This window comes from Hyphomonas sp., assembly GCF_041398465.1.
In the GTDB taxonomy this organism is placed as follows: domain Bacteria; phylum Pseudomonadota; class Alphaproteobacteria; order Caulobacterales; family Hyphomonadaceae; genus Hyphomonas.
The window spans coordinates 377393-392603 of sequence record NZ_JAWKUS010000004.1 but is presented as its reverse complement, the minus strand read 5'-3'; the positions used below and the strand labels follow the sequence as shown (position 1 = coordinate 392603).

At 62.3% G+C, this 15211-nt stretch carries 16 protein-coding genes; 2 read left to right on the top strand and 14 right to left on the bottom strand.

Features of this window, described 5'->3' with window-relative positions; translation table 11 throughout:
- Positions 1-26: 26 nt before the first annotated feature.
- The 12 genes from R3C98_RS14870 to R3C98_RS14815 all read right to left on the bottom strand — a co-directional run bounded on the left by R3C98_RS14870 (position 27) and on the right by R3C98_RS14815 (position 12123).
- Positions 27-677, bottom strand: a complete 651-nt coding sequence (locus R3C98_RS14870; RefSeq protein ID WP_371314853.1) for a DUF938 domain-containing protein — start codon at positions 675-677, stop codon at positions 27-29.
- On the bottom strand, positions 670-1686 hold the full coding sequence (locus tag R3C98_RS14865; RefSeq protein ID WP_371314852.1) for an aldo/keto reductase: 1017 nt from the start codon (positions 1684-1686) through the stop codon (positions 670-672). The genes R3C98_RS14870 and R3C98_RS14865 overlap by 8 nt, the downstream gene beginning before the upstream one ends.
- Before the next feature lie 4 nt (positions 1687-1690).
- A complete protein-coding gene (locus R3C98_RS14860) occupies positions 1691-3442 on the bottom strand; it encodes a class I adenylate-forming enzyme family protein (RefSeq protein ID WP_371314851.1) in 1752 nt (583 codons plus the stop codon).
- Between the two features lie 176 nt (positions 3443-3618).
- The gene (locus R3C98_RS14855; RefSeq protein WP_371314850.1) at positions 3619-4269 is read right to left on the bottom strand and encodes a tol-pal system YbgF family protein; all 651 of its coding nucleotides are present in this window, start codon (positions 4267-4269) and stop codon (positions 3619-3621) included.
- A 98-nt stretch (positions 4270-4367) separates the two neighbouring features.
- Positions 4368-5009 carry a hypothetical protein gene (locus tag R3C98_RS14850; RefSeq protein WP_371314849.1) on the bottom strand — a complete coding sequence of 214 codons (642 nt, stop codon included), beginning with the start codon at positions 5007-5009 and terminating at the stop codon, positions 4368-4370.
- An 81-nt stretch (positions 5010-5090) separates the two neighbouring features.
- Positions 5091-7013 (bottom strand): 1-deoxy-D-xylulose-5-phosphate synthase, encoded by a 1923-nt coding sequence (gene dxs, locus R3C98_RS14845; RefSeq protein WP_371314848.1) that lies wholly within the window; start codon positions 7011-7013, stop codon positions 5091-5093.
- Positions 7014-7052: 39 nt separating this feature from the next.
- Entirely contained in the window at positions 7053-7949 is an 897-nt protein-coding gene (locus R3C98_RS14840) for a polyprenyl synthetase family protein (protein WP_371314847.1), read from the bottom strand.
- 7 nt (positions 7950-7956) lie between these two features.
- Positions 7957-8202, bottom strand: a complete 246-nt coding sequence (locus R3C98_RS14835; RefSeq protein WP_371314846.1) for an exodeoxyribonuclease VII small subunit — start codon at positions 8200-8202, stop codon at positions 7957-7959.
- A gap of 84 nt (positions 8203-8286) precedes the next feature.
- Positions 8287-8883 carry a histidine phosphatase family protein gene (locus R3C98_RS14830; protein ID WP_371314845.1) on the bottom strand — a complete coding sequence of 199 codons (597 nt, stop codon included), beginning with the start codon at positions 8881-8883 and terminating at the stop codon, positions 8287-8289.
- Between the two features lie 112 nt (positions 8884-8995).
- Complete coding sequence (lepB, locus tag R3C98_RS14825) at positions 8996-9877, bottom strand: signal peptidase I (RefSeq protein ID WP_371314844.1); 882 nt, start codon at positions 9875-9877, stop codon at positions 8996-8998.
- A 70-nt stretch (positions 9878-9947) separates the two neighbouring features.
- Complete coding sequence (locus R3C98_RS14820) at positions 9948-11057, bottom strand: MBL fold metallo-hydrolase (protein ID WP_371314843.1); 1110 nt, start codon at positions 11055-11057, stop codon at positions 9948-9950.
- Positions 11058-11067: 10 nt separating this feature from the next.
- A complete protein-coding gene (locus tag R3C98_RS14815) occupies positions 11068-12123 on the bottom strand; it encodes a pseudouridine synthase (RefSeq protein ID WP_371314842.1) in 1056 nt (351 codons plus the stop codon).
- A gap of 234 nt (positions 12124-12357) precedes the next feature.
- Here R3C98_RS14815 and R3C98_RS14810 point away from each other — a divergent pair, with 234 nt between their 5' ends.
- A complete protein-coding gene (locus tag R3C98_RS14810; RefSeq protein WP_371314841.1) occupies positions 12358-13554 on the top strand; it encodes an MFS transporter in 1197 nt (398 codons plus the stop codon).
- Between the two features lie 195 nt (positions 13555-13749).
- A complete protein-coding gene (locus tag R3C98_RS14805) occupies positions 13750-14136 on the top strand; it encodes a hypothetical protein (RefSeq protein ID WP_371314840.1) in 387 nt (128 codons plus the stop codon).
- Between the two features lie 70 nt (positions 14137-14206).
- Here R3C98_RS14805 and R3C98_RS14800 read toward each other — a convergent pair whose 3' ends face one another.
- Both R3C98_RS14800 and R3C98_RS14795 read right to left on the bottom strand, forming a co-directional pair.
- Complete coding sequence (locus R3C98_RS14800; protein WP_371314839.1) at positions 14207-14575, bottom strand: rhodanese-like domain-containing protein; 369 nt, start codon at positions 14573-14575, stop codon at positions 14207-14209.
- A 35-nt stretch (positions 14576-14610) separates the two neighbouring features.
- On the bottom strand, positions 14611-14982 hold the full coding sequence (locus R3C98_RS14795) for a DsrE family protein (RefSeq protein ID WP_371314838.1): 372 nt from the start codon (positions 14980-14982) through the stop codon (positions 14611-14613).
- Between the last annotated feature and the right edge of the window lie 229 nt (positions 14983-15211).

Below are 15211 nucleotides of genomic sequence, written 5' to 3'. Positions count from 1 at the left end.
TGGTGTGTAGGTCGGGACCGCTCCGGTCACGACCGCCTGAAAAGGACCGACAGATTATTCGCCGGCATCTCGACGACCGATTCAAGGCTCAGCCCTGACGCTTCAGCCAAAGGCACGATTTGCAAGTCGAGGTCACGCACACCCCAGGCCGGGTCGCGTGATTTGAGGTTTTCGCTGAATGCAGCGTTCGACGGGGCGATCTCCCCATTACGGGCGTAAGGCCCATACAGGAACAAATGCCCGCCAGGCTTCAGCAGGCGCCCCGCGCCGCGCAGCAGGCCTTCCGTCGCCGCGAAGGGGGAAATGTGGATCATGTTGACCGACACGATCAGGTGCCATGCCTTGCCTTCCAATTCACCCCAGTCATCCGACGACGCATCGATGATGAGCGGCCCGGACAGCCGCTCATGCTCGGCCGCATCGCGCCAGGCTTGCTGGCTGACACGGCCGGCAGCATCGATATCGGAATAGGTCCAGTGCAGGCCGGAAAATGCGTCGGTCAGGAACGCGCCATGTTCACCCGTCCCGGACGCGATCTCCAAAACGTTTCCGGCCGTCAGGCCCTGCGCGGCGAACACATCGCGGATCGGCTCGCGGTTTCGGGCGGTCGAGGGCGCGTAGCGGCGCCCGTCGCCGCCATCTGAACGGTCCTCGAGCGCGACCGGCTTGTCAGCCATTTGCCTGCTCGAAATCGTACATCTCCGTCGTCACCGATGCCTGCCCCATCGCACTGTAGCGCGGCCCGACGGCCTTCTCCGGGGCGAAGTGCGCATCGAGACGCGCGACCTGTTCCGGCGTGAGGGTGACCTCCGCTGCACGGTGGTTCTCTTCAAGATGTTTCAGATTAGTTGTGCCGGGGATCGGCAACACATTCGGGCCCTTCGCCAGCGTCCAGGCGATGGCGAGTTGCGCGACGGAACAGCCCGCCTCCGCGGCAATGGCCTTCGTTTCCTCAAGCAGGGGCAGATTGCCCTTGTAGTTTTCCGGGCTGAAGCGCGGGAAGATGCTGAGACGCATATCCGACTTATGGAAGGTGGCGGGATCTGCAGGCGGATCGGCAAGGAAGCCCCGGCCAACCGGCGAAAATGCCACCAGCGCCGTCCCCAGTTCCTCACACGCCTGCATGACGGCGATCTCCGGATTGCGGACCCAGAGCGAGTATTCCGACTGCATGGCAGCGATCGGGTGCACGGCAGCGCCACGGCGCAGCTGCTCTGCACCCATTTCGGAAAGACCGGCGAACCGGATCTTGCCCTCGGCAACCAGGTCCGCCAGCGCGCCGACAGAATCCTCGATCGGCACATTCGGGTCAGGCCGGTGCAGGTAGTAGAGGTCAATAACATCCGTCTTCAGACGTTTCAGGCTTGCCTCGCAGGCCGCCTTGATCACATCCGGCCGGCCATCAAGGATGCGTTTGCCATCCCGGAAACCCAGCACGCATTTGCTGGCGAGGAAAAGGTCCCGCCGGTGAGCCCCGAGCGCTTCACCGATTAGTTCCTCACTCCGGCCGAAGCCGTACAATGTCGCCGTATCGAAGAAATCGCATCCGAGGTCGAAAGCCTGCACAAGTAGCGCTTTGGCTTCATCCTCCGGCAGCGGTGGCCCATAGGCATGACAGATGTTCATGCAGCCAAGGCCCACCGGATAGACCTCGCGGTCTCCGATCTTGCGACGTTGTACGTTCATGCGATTATCCCCGTGGTGTGAACTGCTCCCGCAATTCGTTTTTCAGGATCTTGCCGTTTGCGTTGCGCGGCAGAGTCTCGTCCATGAAGTGGATTTCGACCGGCACCTTGAACGCCGCCAACTGGTTGGCAACGTGCGCGCGCAACTCATCTTCGGTGACGCTCATGCCGGGCTTCAGCTGCACGACAGCACCGACTTCCTCGCCCAGCACCTTGTGCGGGATACCGACAACGGCGGCATCCATCACGGCCGGGTGGTCATACAGCGCGCTTTCCACTTCGATGCTGTAGATGTTCTCGCCGCCGCGGATCAGCATGTCCTTCGCGCGGTCGACCAGATAGAGGAAGCCTTCCTCATCCAGGCGCGCAAGGTCACCCGTCACGACCCAGCCATCGCGGAATGTCTCAGCCGTGGCATCGGGGCGGTTCCAGTAACGCTTGCAGTTCGACGGGCTCTTGCACCACAGCTCACCGATCTCACCCACGGCCATTTCGTTGCCGTCCGGATCACAGATTTTGAGTTCAGCGGCAGCAGGTGGCGCGCCAGCACTGGTCGGTCGGTTCACATAGTCCTCACCGATGTTCAGCGTTACCGTCGCGCAGGTTTCCGTCATACCCCAGCCATTGCCGGGCGCCGCGTTCGGCAGGCGGCGCTTGATAGTAGACACGAGTTCCGGCGCAGACGGCGCGCCGCCATAGGAAACGACTTCAATCGAGGACAGGTCGAACTTGTCGCGATCCGGATGCTCCAGCACCTGCCAGGCAATCGTCGGCACGCCGCCAATGCTGGTAATGCGCTCACGCTCGATAATCGGCAGGGCTTCACCGGCATCCCATTTGTACATGGTCACGATCTTGTCGCCGCGCAGGGCCGTCGGGACGAGGATGGCGAAGGAACCGGTCGCGTGGAAGAACGGGATCGACATGAGGGTTGCGCGCGTCACCGTCGGATCGGGTTCCGGCACCGGTTCGCCCTTGCGCAGGTACATCCGGGCTGTGCAGGTCATGCCGTTGAACATGTTCGAGATCACGGCGCGGTGGGTCGCGAGTGCCCCCTTTGGTTTGCCGGTGGTGCCGGACGTATACATGATCGTCGCGTCGTCATCCGGACCGACTTCAACATCCGGCATGCCAATGTCGGGCAGGTCTGCCCAGGAGTTCGCCAGGCCAATCACATCTTCCATCGTGGAGACGCACGGATGGTTATGCTCGTCACCAGATTCGCGCGCGATGATGACATGCTTCAGGTCCGGCAGTTTTTCCATGTGCTCATGGATGCGCTCATAGATCTGCGGATCGACAACCGCGGCCTTAACCCCCGCGAAGGACAGGCCGTACTCCAGCTCCTCACCGGTCCACCACGAATTCATCGGTGTCGCAATCGCGCCGAGGCTGAGCGCGGCGTAGAAGGCGACCGGCCATTGTGGGTAGTTACGCATGATCACGGCCACGCGGTCGCCCTTGGTGATACCGTACTTGTCGCGCAGAGCAGCCGCGAAATGTTCCACGGCGCGCAGCATCGCCGTATAGGTTACCCGCTCATCCTGGTAGACGATGTAGTCCCGGTCCGGGTTGGTCATCGCGGCCAGGAACAGGATCGAGTGGATGGTCGGCGGAGCATTTGTATAGCCCTTGGACGGAATGCCATTGACGACCGTGTCTTCCACCTGAACCGGAGAACCGGGCGCCGCCAGTGCGGCGTTGGCCTCGGCGATGGACATGGCGGGCCAATTGGGGGGAAGCAGCTCTGATGACATGGGTTTCCTCGGGAAGGTTATGTGGTTCACGCCACACAACCACGCCGGGGCCCCGGTTTGAAGAGGCCGCCAGGCCGCGGATCAGGAAATCCACCACCTTCCCATACGGAAAGAGCTGCAGAAATATTCCTGAACCGCGATTGCGAACTACAATAAATACTGCAGTCTACGTTAGATTACTTCCCAAAATCGCAGAAGCGGAGCTCGTGGTAGGTGCCGTCCGGCTCGGTGACGTCATAGGGGCGGCCCGTCAAAGCATCGCCTTCGCACAGGTAACCGATCTGGTACATGGCCAGCAGGGCTTCATTGTCCGGTGTCAGGTCGTTGGCCAGCATCAGGTCGATGGCGTCGTCATGGCGGCCAAGTTCCATGAGAATGTTGAATTTCTGGGTCCGGGTCGTTTCCGGTTGGGCGAGAAGTGCGTTCAACGACGTCGCCTTGCCGCGGGCGCTGTCGAGCATCGAGGCTGCTGCCGTGCTCCACTCGGTGTCGCTGTAATCGGCGAGGATCTCCTCAAAGTCCTCAATCGCGCCCATCGTGTCATAGCCACGCTCGCCGAGGCGAAGCTCGCCGCGGCGGTAGAGCACTTCCGCCATCTGGTCACGGCTGAGCGACGGGTCACCGGACAGTTGGGTGAGCCGGTCGATCGCAGCCTGTGTGTTGCCGCCGGTCACAAGTTCCTCGACCGTCTGCATGGCCAGTTCGTAGGGCGACACGACAGTCGTCGTGGAAACGGCGGCCGCTGTTTCGGCTTCCGGTGCTGGCGTCGAACTACAGGCCGCCAGAACAAGAGCGGAAGCGGCGGCGGCAAGGCTGAGGCGAATCATGATCGGAAGCTCCGTACAGGCAGGTTAAGGCAATGACCCTGTTGATAGACGTGCAACACGTACGGCGGCAGGGCCGGATTGTGAATTTTGTGTGGTCTTTACGACCCGAGGTCTGCAGGTTCTGCCTCAGCTTCGACCTGATCGGGCAGCGGATTGCACCAGGCAAGATCGCTCAGCCAGTCACGCGGATCACCTGCGCCCTGAACCGGTCCGCCTGCCCCGTCCGGCCCGCAGATGAAACCCGCATCCTTCAGTTTCTGCGTTTGCGCTTCATTGGGACTGATCCCTGCCTTTTGGTACCGCCGCGCAGGCGCCTCACGCTCGCCCAGCGCCCATGAGACATCGAACCATTGGGGCAGGGTCAGCATGTAGGCGAGGCGCGGCTCCAGCGCCTCAAGATCGGAGCGGGCGAGGTCCAGTTCGATCTCTGCCTGCCCGGCACGGGGATGATCCGGCGCGAGCGCCAGCATGGCCTCGAAATCCGCAACTGCGCCGCGCCGGTCATCCCCTGCCAGACGGCGCAGGCTCGCGCGCTGGTAAAGCGCCTCAGCCCGCTCCTCCGTCTTCAGTTTTGGATCGGCCAGCAACTGCGTCAGCGCGGCATCTTCCTGATATGGGTTGCCGGTTGCCTTAGCCGCCGCGAGGCGCTCGGCAAAAGGAATGGCCGGCTCGGGCGCCGTGGCGCAAGCAGCCGCGGCGGCCAGCATCATGGCTGCCAGAAGGAAATGGTTAGCACGCATGACTGCACCTAATCGGGCTTCGCCCGGTCCCGCAAATTGCATTTCAGTTAGGCACAGAACCGGGCGAATTTCAGGCCATCGCTAGGCTGTGGCGAGGCGTTCGATTTCAGCCAGATCACCCCGGCCAAGGGCCTCGATCGCACGGGCCGCGATGTGCCGGGCGTTCAGGCCAGCAGCCTCATACATGTTGTAGGGTGTGTCCTGGTCCTGGAACTCGTCCGGCAGGGTCATCGGCCTGATCTTCAGTCCACTGTCGAGTCCGCCGCTGCGTGCCAGGTATTCCAGCACGAAGCTGCCGAAGCCGCCCGTGGCGCCTTCCTCAATGGTGATCAACACTTCATGCTCTTTGGCGAGGCGGTCCACCAGCCCGGTGTCCAGCGGTTTCGCGAACCGGGCATCCGCAACCGTTGCCGACAAGCCTTGCGCCGCAAGCATATCCGCGGCCTTCACGGCCTCGGCGAGACGCGTTCCGTAGGACAGGATCGCAACCGTCGTGCCTTCACGGATCACACGGCCCTTGCCTATTTCCAGCGGTTTGAGGATTTCCGGCATGTCGATGCCCACCCCTTCGCCGCGCGGATACCGGAAGGCGCTCGGCCGGTCGTCGATCTCCAGAGACGTCAACACCATACGGGCAAGCTCTGCCTCATCGCCTGCCGCCATGCAGACCATGCCCGGCAGCGCGCCGAGATAACCGATATCGAAACTGCCGGCATGGGTCGCCCCGTCGGCACCAACCAGGCCAGCCCGGTCGATAGCGAAGCGCACAGGCAGCTTCTGGATCGCGACGTCATGGACGACCTGGTCGTAACCACGCTGCAGGAAGGTCGAGTAGATCGCGCAGAACGGCTTCATGCCATCGGCCGCAAGGCCCGCTGCGAAGGTAACGGCGTGCTGTTCGGCGATACCGACGTCGAAATGCCGGTCCGGATATTTCGCTGCGAAGATATCGGTCGAGGTACCAGACGGCATGGCGGCGGTGATCGCGCAGATGCGGTCATCCTTCTCTGCCAGTTCGGTCAGCGTCTGGCCGAAAACTTTCTGGTAGGCAGGCGCCTTCGGTTTCGGCTTGGATTGTTCGCCCGTGACGACAGAAAATTTCGAGACGCCGTGATACTTGTCCGCAGAATTCTCCGCCGGGGCATAGCCTTTGCCCTTCTGCGTGACAGCGTGGATCAGGATCGGCCCGTCACGCATCGCCTTCACGTTTTCGAGGATCGGGATGAGCACATCGAGATCGTGCCCGTCGATCGGGCCGACATAATAGAAGCCGAGTTCCTCGAACAGCGTGCCTCCCATGGCAAAGCCGCGCAGGAATTCCTCGGCACGCCGGGCCGGGCTTTCGAGGCCCATCGGCGCAACCACTTTCTTGGCAATCCGGCGCAGGCCCCGGTACGGCCGCGAGGAGACGAGCTGCGAGAGGTGGTTGCTCATCGCACCGACCGGCGGGGCAATAGACATGTCGTTGTCGTTGAGGATGACGATCAGGCGCGACTTGTCCGCGCCCGCATTGTTCATCGCCTCATAGGCCATGCCCGCAGACATGGAGCCGTCGCCGATCACTGCGATGACGTTGGAGTTCTCGCCCTGAATGTCACGCGCCTTGGCAAAGCCGAGCCCGGCCGAGATGGAAGTCGAGGCGTGGGCGGCGCCGAACGGATCGTACTCGCTCTCGGAACGCTTTGTGAAACCGGAGAGCCCGCCCCCCTGGCGCAGCGTGCGCATGCGGTCACGGCGACCGGTCAGGATCTTGTGGGGATAGCACTGGTGGCCGACATCCCAGATCAGCTTGTCTTTCGGCGTATCGAAGATCGCATGGATTGCGACGGTCAGTTCGACCACGCCGAGGCCGGATCCGAGGTGTCCACCGGTTACCGAGACGACATCAATGACTTCCTCGCGCACCTCATTCGCGATCTGTTTCAACTCGGCACGCGAGCGACCTTTCAGGTCGTCGGGCGAGTTGATCGCGTCGAGCAGGCGGTTGGGTCGTGTGTCGGTCATCGTTCCATCGGACCTTCTGGGTGACGGCTTTCTGTCTGTCTAGTGTGTTCTATCAAGAACAAAATCGACTGATTGCAGCAGTATATTGGCCTTTTCGCGGAAAATAGCGAGGTGTTCCTTCGCCTGCTCCGCCAGAAGCTGCACGCGCTGACGTGCTCCATCGATACCAAGAATCGTAACAAAATTAGCCTTTCCGGCCTCTTCATCCTTGGCGAGCGCCTTGCCAACCGAGTCTTCATCCCCGGTGGCATCCAGCAGGTCGTCGGCAATCTGATAGGCGAGGCCCAGATCGTTCGAAAAGCCTGCAAGCGCACTACGTTCATGTTCGCGGGCGCCGCCAATGATACCTGCAGCTTCTGTTGCGTAGGAAATCAGCGCGCCGGTTTTCAGGCGTTGCATGCGGGTGATCGTGTTGAGGTCGCGTGGACTGTCGCTTTCCAGCATGTCGATCATCTGGCCACCGACCATTCCCCGCGCGCCGGAAGAATCGGCAAGCCGCTCGATCAGCAGCGCCCGCACTTCGGCATCCGGATGCGTTTCACGGGAGGCGAGGATCTTGAAGGCCAGTGTCAGCAAAGCGTCGCCGGCCAGTACGGCGGTCGCTTCGTTGAACGCCTTGTGCACGGTCGGCTGGCCACGGCGGAAATCATCATCGTCCATGCATGGCAGGTCGTCATGGACCAGCGAGTAGCAATGCACGCATTCCAGTGCCGCTGCCGTACGCAGGAGTGTTTTCTCCGGCGCTTCGAACATGGCGCCTGTTTCAAGCAGGAAGAAGGGCCGCATCCGCTTGCCATTGGCGAGCGCCGCATGGCGCATGGCACGCATCAGGTCCGCCTCCGGCCCGGAGGCTGGCGGGATCAGCTGGTCCAGCACCACGGTCACCTTGTCGGCAACTTCCTTCAGGCGTAGGTCGAAGTCGATCACCTCCCCCATGGCAGCGCTAGTCGAAGCTTGCGGGTTCGGTGGACGGGCCTCCGGCGCCTTGCACGATCTGCTCGACCTTCAGTTCCGCCGCCTTGAGGCGTGATTCGCAATGCGCCTTCAGCGCCGCGCCGCGTTCGTAGATGGCAATCGACTTTTCCAGCTCGACTTCACCGGCTTCCAGCTGGCGCACGATACCTTCCAGTTCCGCAAGCGCTTCTTCGAAGCTCATCTTGTCGACGGGTTTTTCCTTCGGGTCTGCCATGTCGCCTCACGTTTCGGATCGACCGGACACTAGAGCGGTGCCCGACCCATCACAACCTTTTCCAATTCGATTTCGAACCCGGATTTACCGGTATTCGTAGACGCGGAAACTCCAATAGGAATCTCCGCCGTCATGCACGCATTTCCAGCCGAGCTTCTTCAGCTCCGGTCTCAGCATGCGATTGAACCATCCATGCGCAGCCAGATAGACCTTCGTATCCACAGAGGCCTCGTGCAGCTTTTGTGCAGCTTCCATCGCCCGTAGACGGGCCTGCACCACGCTTTCGCCGTCCAGCGCATGGCCATTCATCCAGGCGGCGCGGGCGAGGATGTTCCATGTCTTCGGCAGGTAACGCACCCGCGGCAGCAAGGGCGGCGGCAGCGGCGCTTCATTGAAGACCGGGTCGTATTCCGCCTGCATGTGCGGCGCTGCGCGGGCAGCTGTCTCCTGCGCACGGATACGGCCGGAAGCGAAGACGCGGTCAGCATCCTTCACCGCTTCCATCAGGTCCGGCGGTGCAACCTGTCCATCGGCCAGCGGGCTCTCTTCGTACCGGGCCCACCAGTCCTTGTACTGGCGCCAGTCGAGCCGAGGCCCGGCCGTACGGTCCAGCGCCGGCTTGCCATGACGCGACACCACGATGGGTCCGCGCCGGTTTGCTGTCGATGTCGTTTCTGGCATCGCCATCCGGTCCGTTCAATCTAGTCCGATAGGGTCAAGATGCCCCGCGAACTTCCAGCCACTAGCGAGGTTGGCCGGAAGCGACAAGGCAGGAATCCCTGCTTTCGGTCGGCTAGAGCCCCTTCCACACCCGCTTCGGGCATTTCTCGCCGTCCATGAGCTTGCAGCGATAGAAGCTCATCAACACCGTATCTGCCCGTCCCATCAGGTGATCCATGGGAACGAAGCCAACTGAAGCCTCCTTCGGATCGACGGCCAGCGGGCAGCCGACGCGATCCACAACATTGCCCACTGGCGGGCAATGACCGGACAGGAAACGGCTATCGAGGGAGTTATCGCGGTTGTCCCCCATCATGAAGACATGGCCCTTGGGCACGATGAACAGCACCGTATTGTCGCCCCGGTCGCCTGCTTCCTGACGGTCGGTTATCCAGCTTTTTCCATCTTCTGCCGTCTCGCGCCATTCATAGGCAGTCGCCACCCAGTTGGTGCCGTGCGGGACGTAGCGGACAGAGCGGACATACTCGCTCGGCAGTGGTTCCCCGTTGATATAGACCTGCTCGTCGATCATCTGGACCTCGTCACCCGGCAGGCCTATGACGCGCTTGATCATGACTTTGCCGGCGTGCGGGTGCTCGAAAACGACGACATCGCCGCGCTTCGGATCGCGCGCAAAGATGCGCCCCTTCGGCAGCGGCAGGTAGCGCCCCATGCTGAACGGCAGCGAATAGCGGTCATAGCCATAGGCAAACTTGGCGACCGCCACACGGTCAGACACCTGCAGCGTCGGCACCATGCTTTCAGACGGGATGACGCGCTGTTCGTAGACAAGGCCAGAGAACAGCATGAACAGCGGAACGAACACCGCCAGCGTGGCGCCCCATTCCTTCAGTTCCTGCTTCACCTTGTCGGCAAGAGTGGTGGGCGTGTCGTCACTGCCCTGCGCGGCCTTTTCGCCATCTCGTGCCATCGAGGCCTCGCTATCGTCTTTCAACAGGGGCCTTTCTTAGACGAAAGCCCGGTCGATTGCGAAGCCGAAAACTGCCAAACGGCTGCAAATCAGCTCAATTGGCCAGACTGTAGAGCGTGACGCCGTCCGGGCCTGGTTGGGCTTTCACCTCACCGCGATAGATCAGGCAGTTCAGGTGGGCCAGCGCTTCGCCGGTCGCCATACCCTGCTCTTCCAGGTCTATTTTCCGCCCGAAAATGGCAACGAACGTGTCCAGCACCTTGCGCGGCTGCTCTGCCAGGCGCTGTTTCAGACGCGTCAGGGCAACCTCATGCCCGTCGATCAGGTGGCGCAGCCGCTTATGCGCCCCCCGGAACGGCTCGTTGTGCGCTGGCAGGGCCAGCACGTCTGCGGGCAGGCGCTCCAGAAGTTTCTCGCAGCTCGACATCCAGTCCAGCAGGGGGTTGGCCGCCGGTTCGGTCGGGTGCACCGACACATTGGAGGAAATGCGCGGCAGCAGCTGATCCCCGGAAATGACGATGTTTTCCGCCGGGCAGAACAGGCAGACATGTTCGGGAGAGTGACCGTTCCCGGTGATCACTTCCCAGGTCTCACCGCCCATTTCGAACGTGTCACCGTCGCTGAGACGGAAAAAGCTGTCTGGCATCTTCGAAACGCCGCGGCCGAAGCCGCCGAAGCGATCGCGGTAGTTTTGTAGCGCCGCCTCGTCCCAGCCGGCCTTGCGGTAGAAACTGATCCCCGCCTCAGGTGCTTCGCGGCCCGTGTCCGAGATCAGCATCCGGCAGGTCGTGTATTCCAACCGGCTCATCCACAGCTCCGCCCCGTACTTGTAACAGAGCCAGCCAGCGCAGCCGACATGATCCGGGTGCATGTGTGTGACGATCACGCGCTTCAGCGGTTTCTCCGCCGTGACGCGCGGTTCTAGGATCGCTTTCCAGGCGTCCCGCGTTTCATTCAGCGGCATACCCGTATCGACTATGGTCCAGCCATCGCCGTCATCGATCAGCCAGACATTGATGAAGTTCAGCGCAAATGGCAGCGCCATGCGAATCCACTGGATGCGCGGCGTGATCTCCATCATCTCGCCATGACCGGGCGCGGCTTCGCCGTGCAGATAGTCCAGTCCGGGGCGCTTGGGTGTCTTTGTTGTCAAACCGTCCATGACGCCAGAATAGGCCGGGCGCTCAATGCGCCAAGCCGTCACGCAAGGTCAGCTATTTGATCGGCGTGCGTTTGCGAGGCCCAAGCTTGGTGCGCTTGAACTTCGCGCCGCGCATTGGATTGACTGGCTTTTCTTCCCTGCTGTCCGGCTTGCGGTCGCCGCGCGGCGGTCCGCCTTTTCCGGCGGGTTTGCCGCCTGGCCTGCCAAAAGGCTTCTCACCCGGCTTGCCCGAACGCGGCGGGCGGTCGGGCCGCTCGCCCTGGGGCGGGCGTTCGCCACGCGGCGGCCTGTCCTGCGCAGCGCGCTGTGGACGCGCCCGTTCTTCCCGTGGCTTGCGAGGCCGGGGCGCCGCACCGCTTAGAAGCGCTTCCCGCTCCCTTGCGCTGATCGGGCGCCATTTGCCTTCCGGCAGGCCCGCCAGTTCCAGCGAGCCGATGCGCACGCGCATGAGGTCCACCACCCGCAGCTCCACCAGCTGGCACATGCGGCGGATCTGGCGGTTGCGGCCCTCATGCAGGATGAAGCGCAGCTCGTGCGCCTTCACCTGCTCCACCTCAGCCGGCTTCAGCTTGCGGCCGTCCAGCTCCAGCCCGTGCCGCAGCAGGGCCAGCTTCTCGGGCGTCACATCGCCCTTCACCTTGACCACGTATTCCTTGTCCACCGTGCTCTCAGGCCCGATCAGCGCCTTTGCCAGCACGCCGTCTTCCGACAGGACGAGCAGACCGCGGCTGTCCTTGTCGAGTCGGCCGAGCGGCGCGAGCTTGTTGTAACGGCCGGGGATCGCATGCGCCTTGCCGGAGAGCGTCTTCTCCGTGATCAGGCGTACCGCCGGGATCTCACCCGGTTCCGGCGTGCCGGAGACGATGCCTTCTGGCTTGTGGAAGATCAGCGACAGCTTGTTGTCGAGCTGGCGGGTCGCCTTCTGCAGCAGGGTCAGCGTCTGACCGGCTTCGATCTTCTGGCCGGCCACAGCAGCCTCGCCATCGACCTTGATCAGGCCCTTCAGGATCAGCGCATCGGCCTCGCGGCGCGAGCAGACGCCTTCCTCGGCCAGCCATTTATTGATGCGCAGCGGCTCGGCGCCTTCATAAGTCTTGGTCCAGGCCATGATGTGTCGGTTTCCTGCCGCTTCAGGCGCCCCTCTTATCGATCTCACCGCCTACCGGCAACCAGCGCACTCACTGTTGGATAAGTCCGCCTGCCGGACCATATAAAACACCATGTAAACACCGTGTATGGACCATATAAACGGCCAGATATGTGCCCCGTTCCGGCACCGGTGACCCAGTGTCTCAAATTCGCGGTCGACAGGAACCCGGCTTTCCCCGATAAGCCCGCCTCCATGAAAACCGCTGCCTCCCCCTCGCTTGCCTTTGCGCTGCTGCTTCTCGGCACGACCCTTGGCCTTGCGGGAACAGACCTTGTACTGCCCGCCGTGCCGGGCTTGCCAGAGGTGCTGGGCGGCAGCGCAGCGATGGCGCAGCTGGTGCTGGCGGCTTTCGTCGCGGGCGGCTGCGTGGGCCTGATCCTGTTCGGAGAACTGGGCGCCCGAGTGGACCAGCGCCGCCTCCTCATCGGCAGCCTGATCGCCTACGCACTTGTCTCGCTTGCCTGCGCGCTGGCGCCGTCCCTGCCCGCGCTGGTCGGCCTGCGCTTCCTGCACGGATTCTCGGGTGCAGCCGCCGCCGTGTTCGCGCCGGGCATGATCCGCGCCATGTTCAGCGAGGCTGGCGCCGTGCGCGCGCTGGGCGTGATGGGCAGCGTCGAGTCGCTCGTTCCGGCACTTGCCCCGGTGGCCGGAGTCTGGCTGCTGGCCGTGTGGGGTTGGACGAGTTCCTTCTTCATGATCGCCGCGCTCAGCCTGATCGTTGCGCTGCTTGTCCGGGCCCTCGGATCCAGCCTGCCCGTGCCGCCGCCGACCCGGGGCAAGGGCAGCTATATCCGCCTGCTGAGCAATGCCACCTACCTGCGCTACGCGCTCAGCCAGGCCTGCACGCTCGGCGGGCTGCTGATCTTCGTGTTCGGCGCCCCCGCAATGATGACCAAGGCGCTGGGCCTCAGCCTCAATGACTTCATTCTGATGCAGGTGACCGGCATTGCCTTCTTCATCCTGACGTCCAATCTGGCCGGACGCCTTGCAGACATGTTCGGGCCAGAGCGGATGATCCTGACCGGCTCCGCCACCTCGGCGTTCGGCCTGATCGGGCTGGCAATCTATGGTCTCAATGGCGGGATGAACGCGCTGGTCATTACCTTGCTGTTCGTGCCCGTGAACCTCGGCCTCGGCCTGCGCGGGCCGCCGGGCTTCTTCCGGGCCATCCTCGCTTCTGACGGGGATGACGCGCGCGGCGCCGCGCTGGTGATCCTGTTCATCCTCTCCACCACCGCGACCGGCACAGCCGCCGCTGCGCCCTTCGTGACGGCAGGGCTCGCCCCGCTGGCAAGTGTCGCGGCGGGCGCGTCCTGCCTGTCCGTGCTGCTGCTCCTGGTTTTGCCGAAGCTTCAAAGCAATCCTCAGATATTGAACGATAATTCATGAGCTGCGCGTCTTGCAGTAGCTGCTTCAGGTTTCACCACCCCACCACTTTTAGATGTCCGAACCTTCATCCTCGGGTTCATTGTTTCCGGAATGGAAGTGTGATTGCGTTTCGCCCGGTCGGGGACGCAGACCTCTGCGGCCGATGCCCCTGCATCCCGCAGGGCGATCTTTTGCTCCGACCAAGGAGGAAACAACATGAAGACGTGGAATCTCGCCGCCGGAATCTCCATTCTGGCAACCGCGGCCATGATGCTGCCCATGACAGCCTCGGCTGCACCGGACAAACCGATCAACGCGGCCACAACCGACAGCGGAACATCCTGTTGGGTTCACGAAGCCGACGGCGCCCCCTATGCCGTTGACGCCGAATGCAGCTGGCACTCGGTGTCCAAGCTGGACAAGGATGGAAATCCGGCATCCTTCACCTATCAGGACAAAGGCACTCTGCAGGACGGGCAGACGGCTCCGAGCGCCGCCGTAAAGATTGCCATTGAAGGCATGAGTGTATCCGGAATGCCCTGCACGGGCACCGAAGTCGTCACACCAAGTGGTCAGTACTCGTCTGACCTGAAGTGCAAATAGGCAATTCCTGCCACACAAGCATGCGCCGCCTCTGTCATGGAGGCGGCGCTGTTTTTTTGGGGGATGATTATCACCGATGGGTTGGCATGCCGGCTTCGAGCCAGGCGCGGGTGCCGCCGTCGATATAGCTGACCCGGGCAAAGCCCATTTTGGCGAACAGGTCCGCCGCCCGCGCCGCCGTCGGCCCGGCAAGGCAGGTCGTGATCACATGGATCGACCGGTCGTCAAAGGCAGGCGGCATCCTGCCGGCCTCAATATCTGCGAGCGAGATATTGCGGGCGCCGGGGATGATGCCCGTTGTTTCCGCGATCATCTCCGCCGGACGGAGGTCGACGAATTCCACACCGGCCCGGTTGTGGAAGTATGCAGCGTCCTTCGCGCTCAGGGCGACGACATCCGGACTGGTCTCGGCGACAAAGACTGTCATGCAGCTGGTCATGTCGGGTTCCTTTCTCTTTTTCCGTAGGCCGAACATCAGAAGCTCAACGTGGATGCGCCATCACGGATGAGGGCGTGCAGGGCGTTGGAGCCGACGATCTGGACGCCGTCGATCAGGTCTTCTTCCGCATAGCCGCGCACCTTGGCGCAGGGCGGGCACGCGAGGATGCGGCCGCCATTGTCCATGAAGGTCGAGATCAACTCGCCCATCGGCGGGTCGAACGGGTTCATGCGGACATGTTCAGCTGCACCCTTGCGGACCGTGTCGACGGCGGACGCGACGAGGAACATGGTCACCTGCTGGCCGGAATTCACGCCGGCATTGGCGATCGTCCAGGCGACGGTACCGCGTTCGTCGTCATGACCACGGGAGCTGACGATGGCGAGTTTCTGAGTGTTGGTTTGCATTCTGGGTCTCCATTGAATTCGAGTTTGGTTTTCAGTTCGAGAGTGTGGCCGCGGGGGCCGGTTTCGCTGGGTCCTGATATTCAGATTTCAGTACCAACTAGTTGGTATGTTTTGCAAACCATTTAGTCTGTCGTCAATGAAGAATCTTAATGACGGGGCAGAAAAATTAATAACTGCAATATATACAAAGCATTGAATTCAGGCGGATCGCTTGAAAAATGCCCCACCA

What these genes read in the sequence shown, in the direction of transcription:
- R3C98_RS14865 (WP_371314852.1), bottom strand. Translation starts at nt 1,686, where the DNA reads ATGAACGTACAACGTCGCAAGATCGGAGACCGCGAGGTCTATCCGGTG.
- R3C98_RS14830 (WP_371314845.1), bottom strand. Translation starts at nt 8,883, where the DNA reads ATGCCAGAAACGACATCGACAGCAAACCGGCGCGGACCCATCGTGGTG.
- R3C98_RS14835 (WP_371314846.1), bottom strand. Translation starts at nt 8,202, where the DNA reads ATGGCAGACCCGAAGGAAAAACCCGTCGACAAGATGAGCTTCGAAGAA.
- dxs (WP_371314848.1), bottom strand. Translation starts at nt 7,013, where the DNA reads ATGACCGACACACGACCCAACCGCCTGCTCGACGCGATCAACTCGCCC.
- R3C98_RS14800 (WP_371314839.1), bottom strand. Translation starts at nt 14,575, where the DNA reads ATGACCAGCTGCATGACAGTCTTTGTCGCCGAGACCAGTCCGGATGTC.
- R3C98_RS14840 (WP_371314847.1), bottom strand. Translation starts at nt 7,949, where the DNA reads ATGGGGGAGGTGATCGACTTCGACCTACGCCTGAAGGAAGTTGCCGAC.
- R3C98_RS14860 (WP_371314851.1), bottom strand. Translation starts at nt 3,442, where the DNA reads ATGTCATCAGAGCTGCTTCCCCCCAATTGGCCCGCCATGTCCATCGCC.
- R3C98_RS14855 (WP_371314850.1), bottom strand. Translation starts at nt 4,269, where the DNA reads ATGATTCGCCTCAGCCTTGCCGCCGCCGCTTCCGCTCTTGTTCTGGCG.
- R3C98_RS14805 (WP_371314840.1), top strand. Translation starts at nt 13,750, where the DNA reads ATGAAGACGTGGAATCTCGCCGCCGGAATCTCCATTCTGGCAACCGCG.
- R3C98_RS14850 (WP_371314849.1), bottom strand. Translation starts at nt 5,009, where the DNA reads ATGCGTGCTAACCATTTCCTTCTGGCAGCCATGATGCTGGCCGCCGCG.
- R3C98_RS14795 (WP_371314838.1), bottom strand. Translation starts at nt 14,982, where the DNA reads ATGCAAACCAACACTCAGAAACTCGCCATCGTCAGCTCCCGTGGTCAT.
- R3C98_RS14810 (WP_371314841.1), top strand. Translation starts at nt 12,358, where the DNA reads ATGAAAACCGCTGCCTCCCCCTCGCTTGCCTTTGCGCTGCTGCTTCTC.
- R3C98_RS14870 (WP_371314853.1), bottom strand. Translation starts at nt 677, where the DNA reads ATGGCTGACAAGCCGGTCGCGCTCGAGGACCGTTCAGATGGCGGCGAC.
- R3C98_RS14815 (WP_371314842.1), bottom strand. Translation starts at nt 12,123, where the DNA reads ATGGCCTGGACCAAGACTTATGAAGGCGCCGAGCCGCTGCGCATCAAT.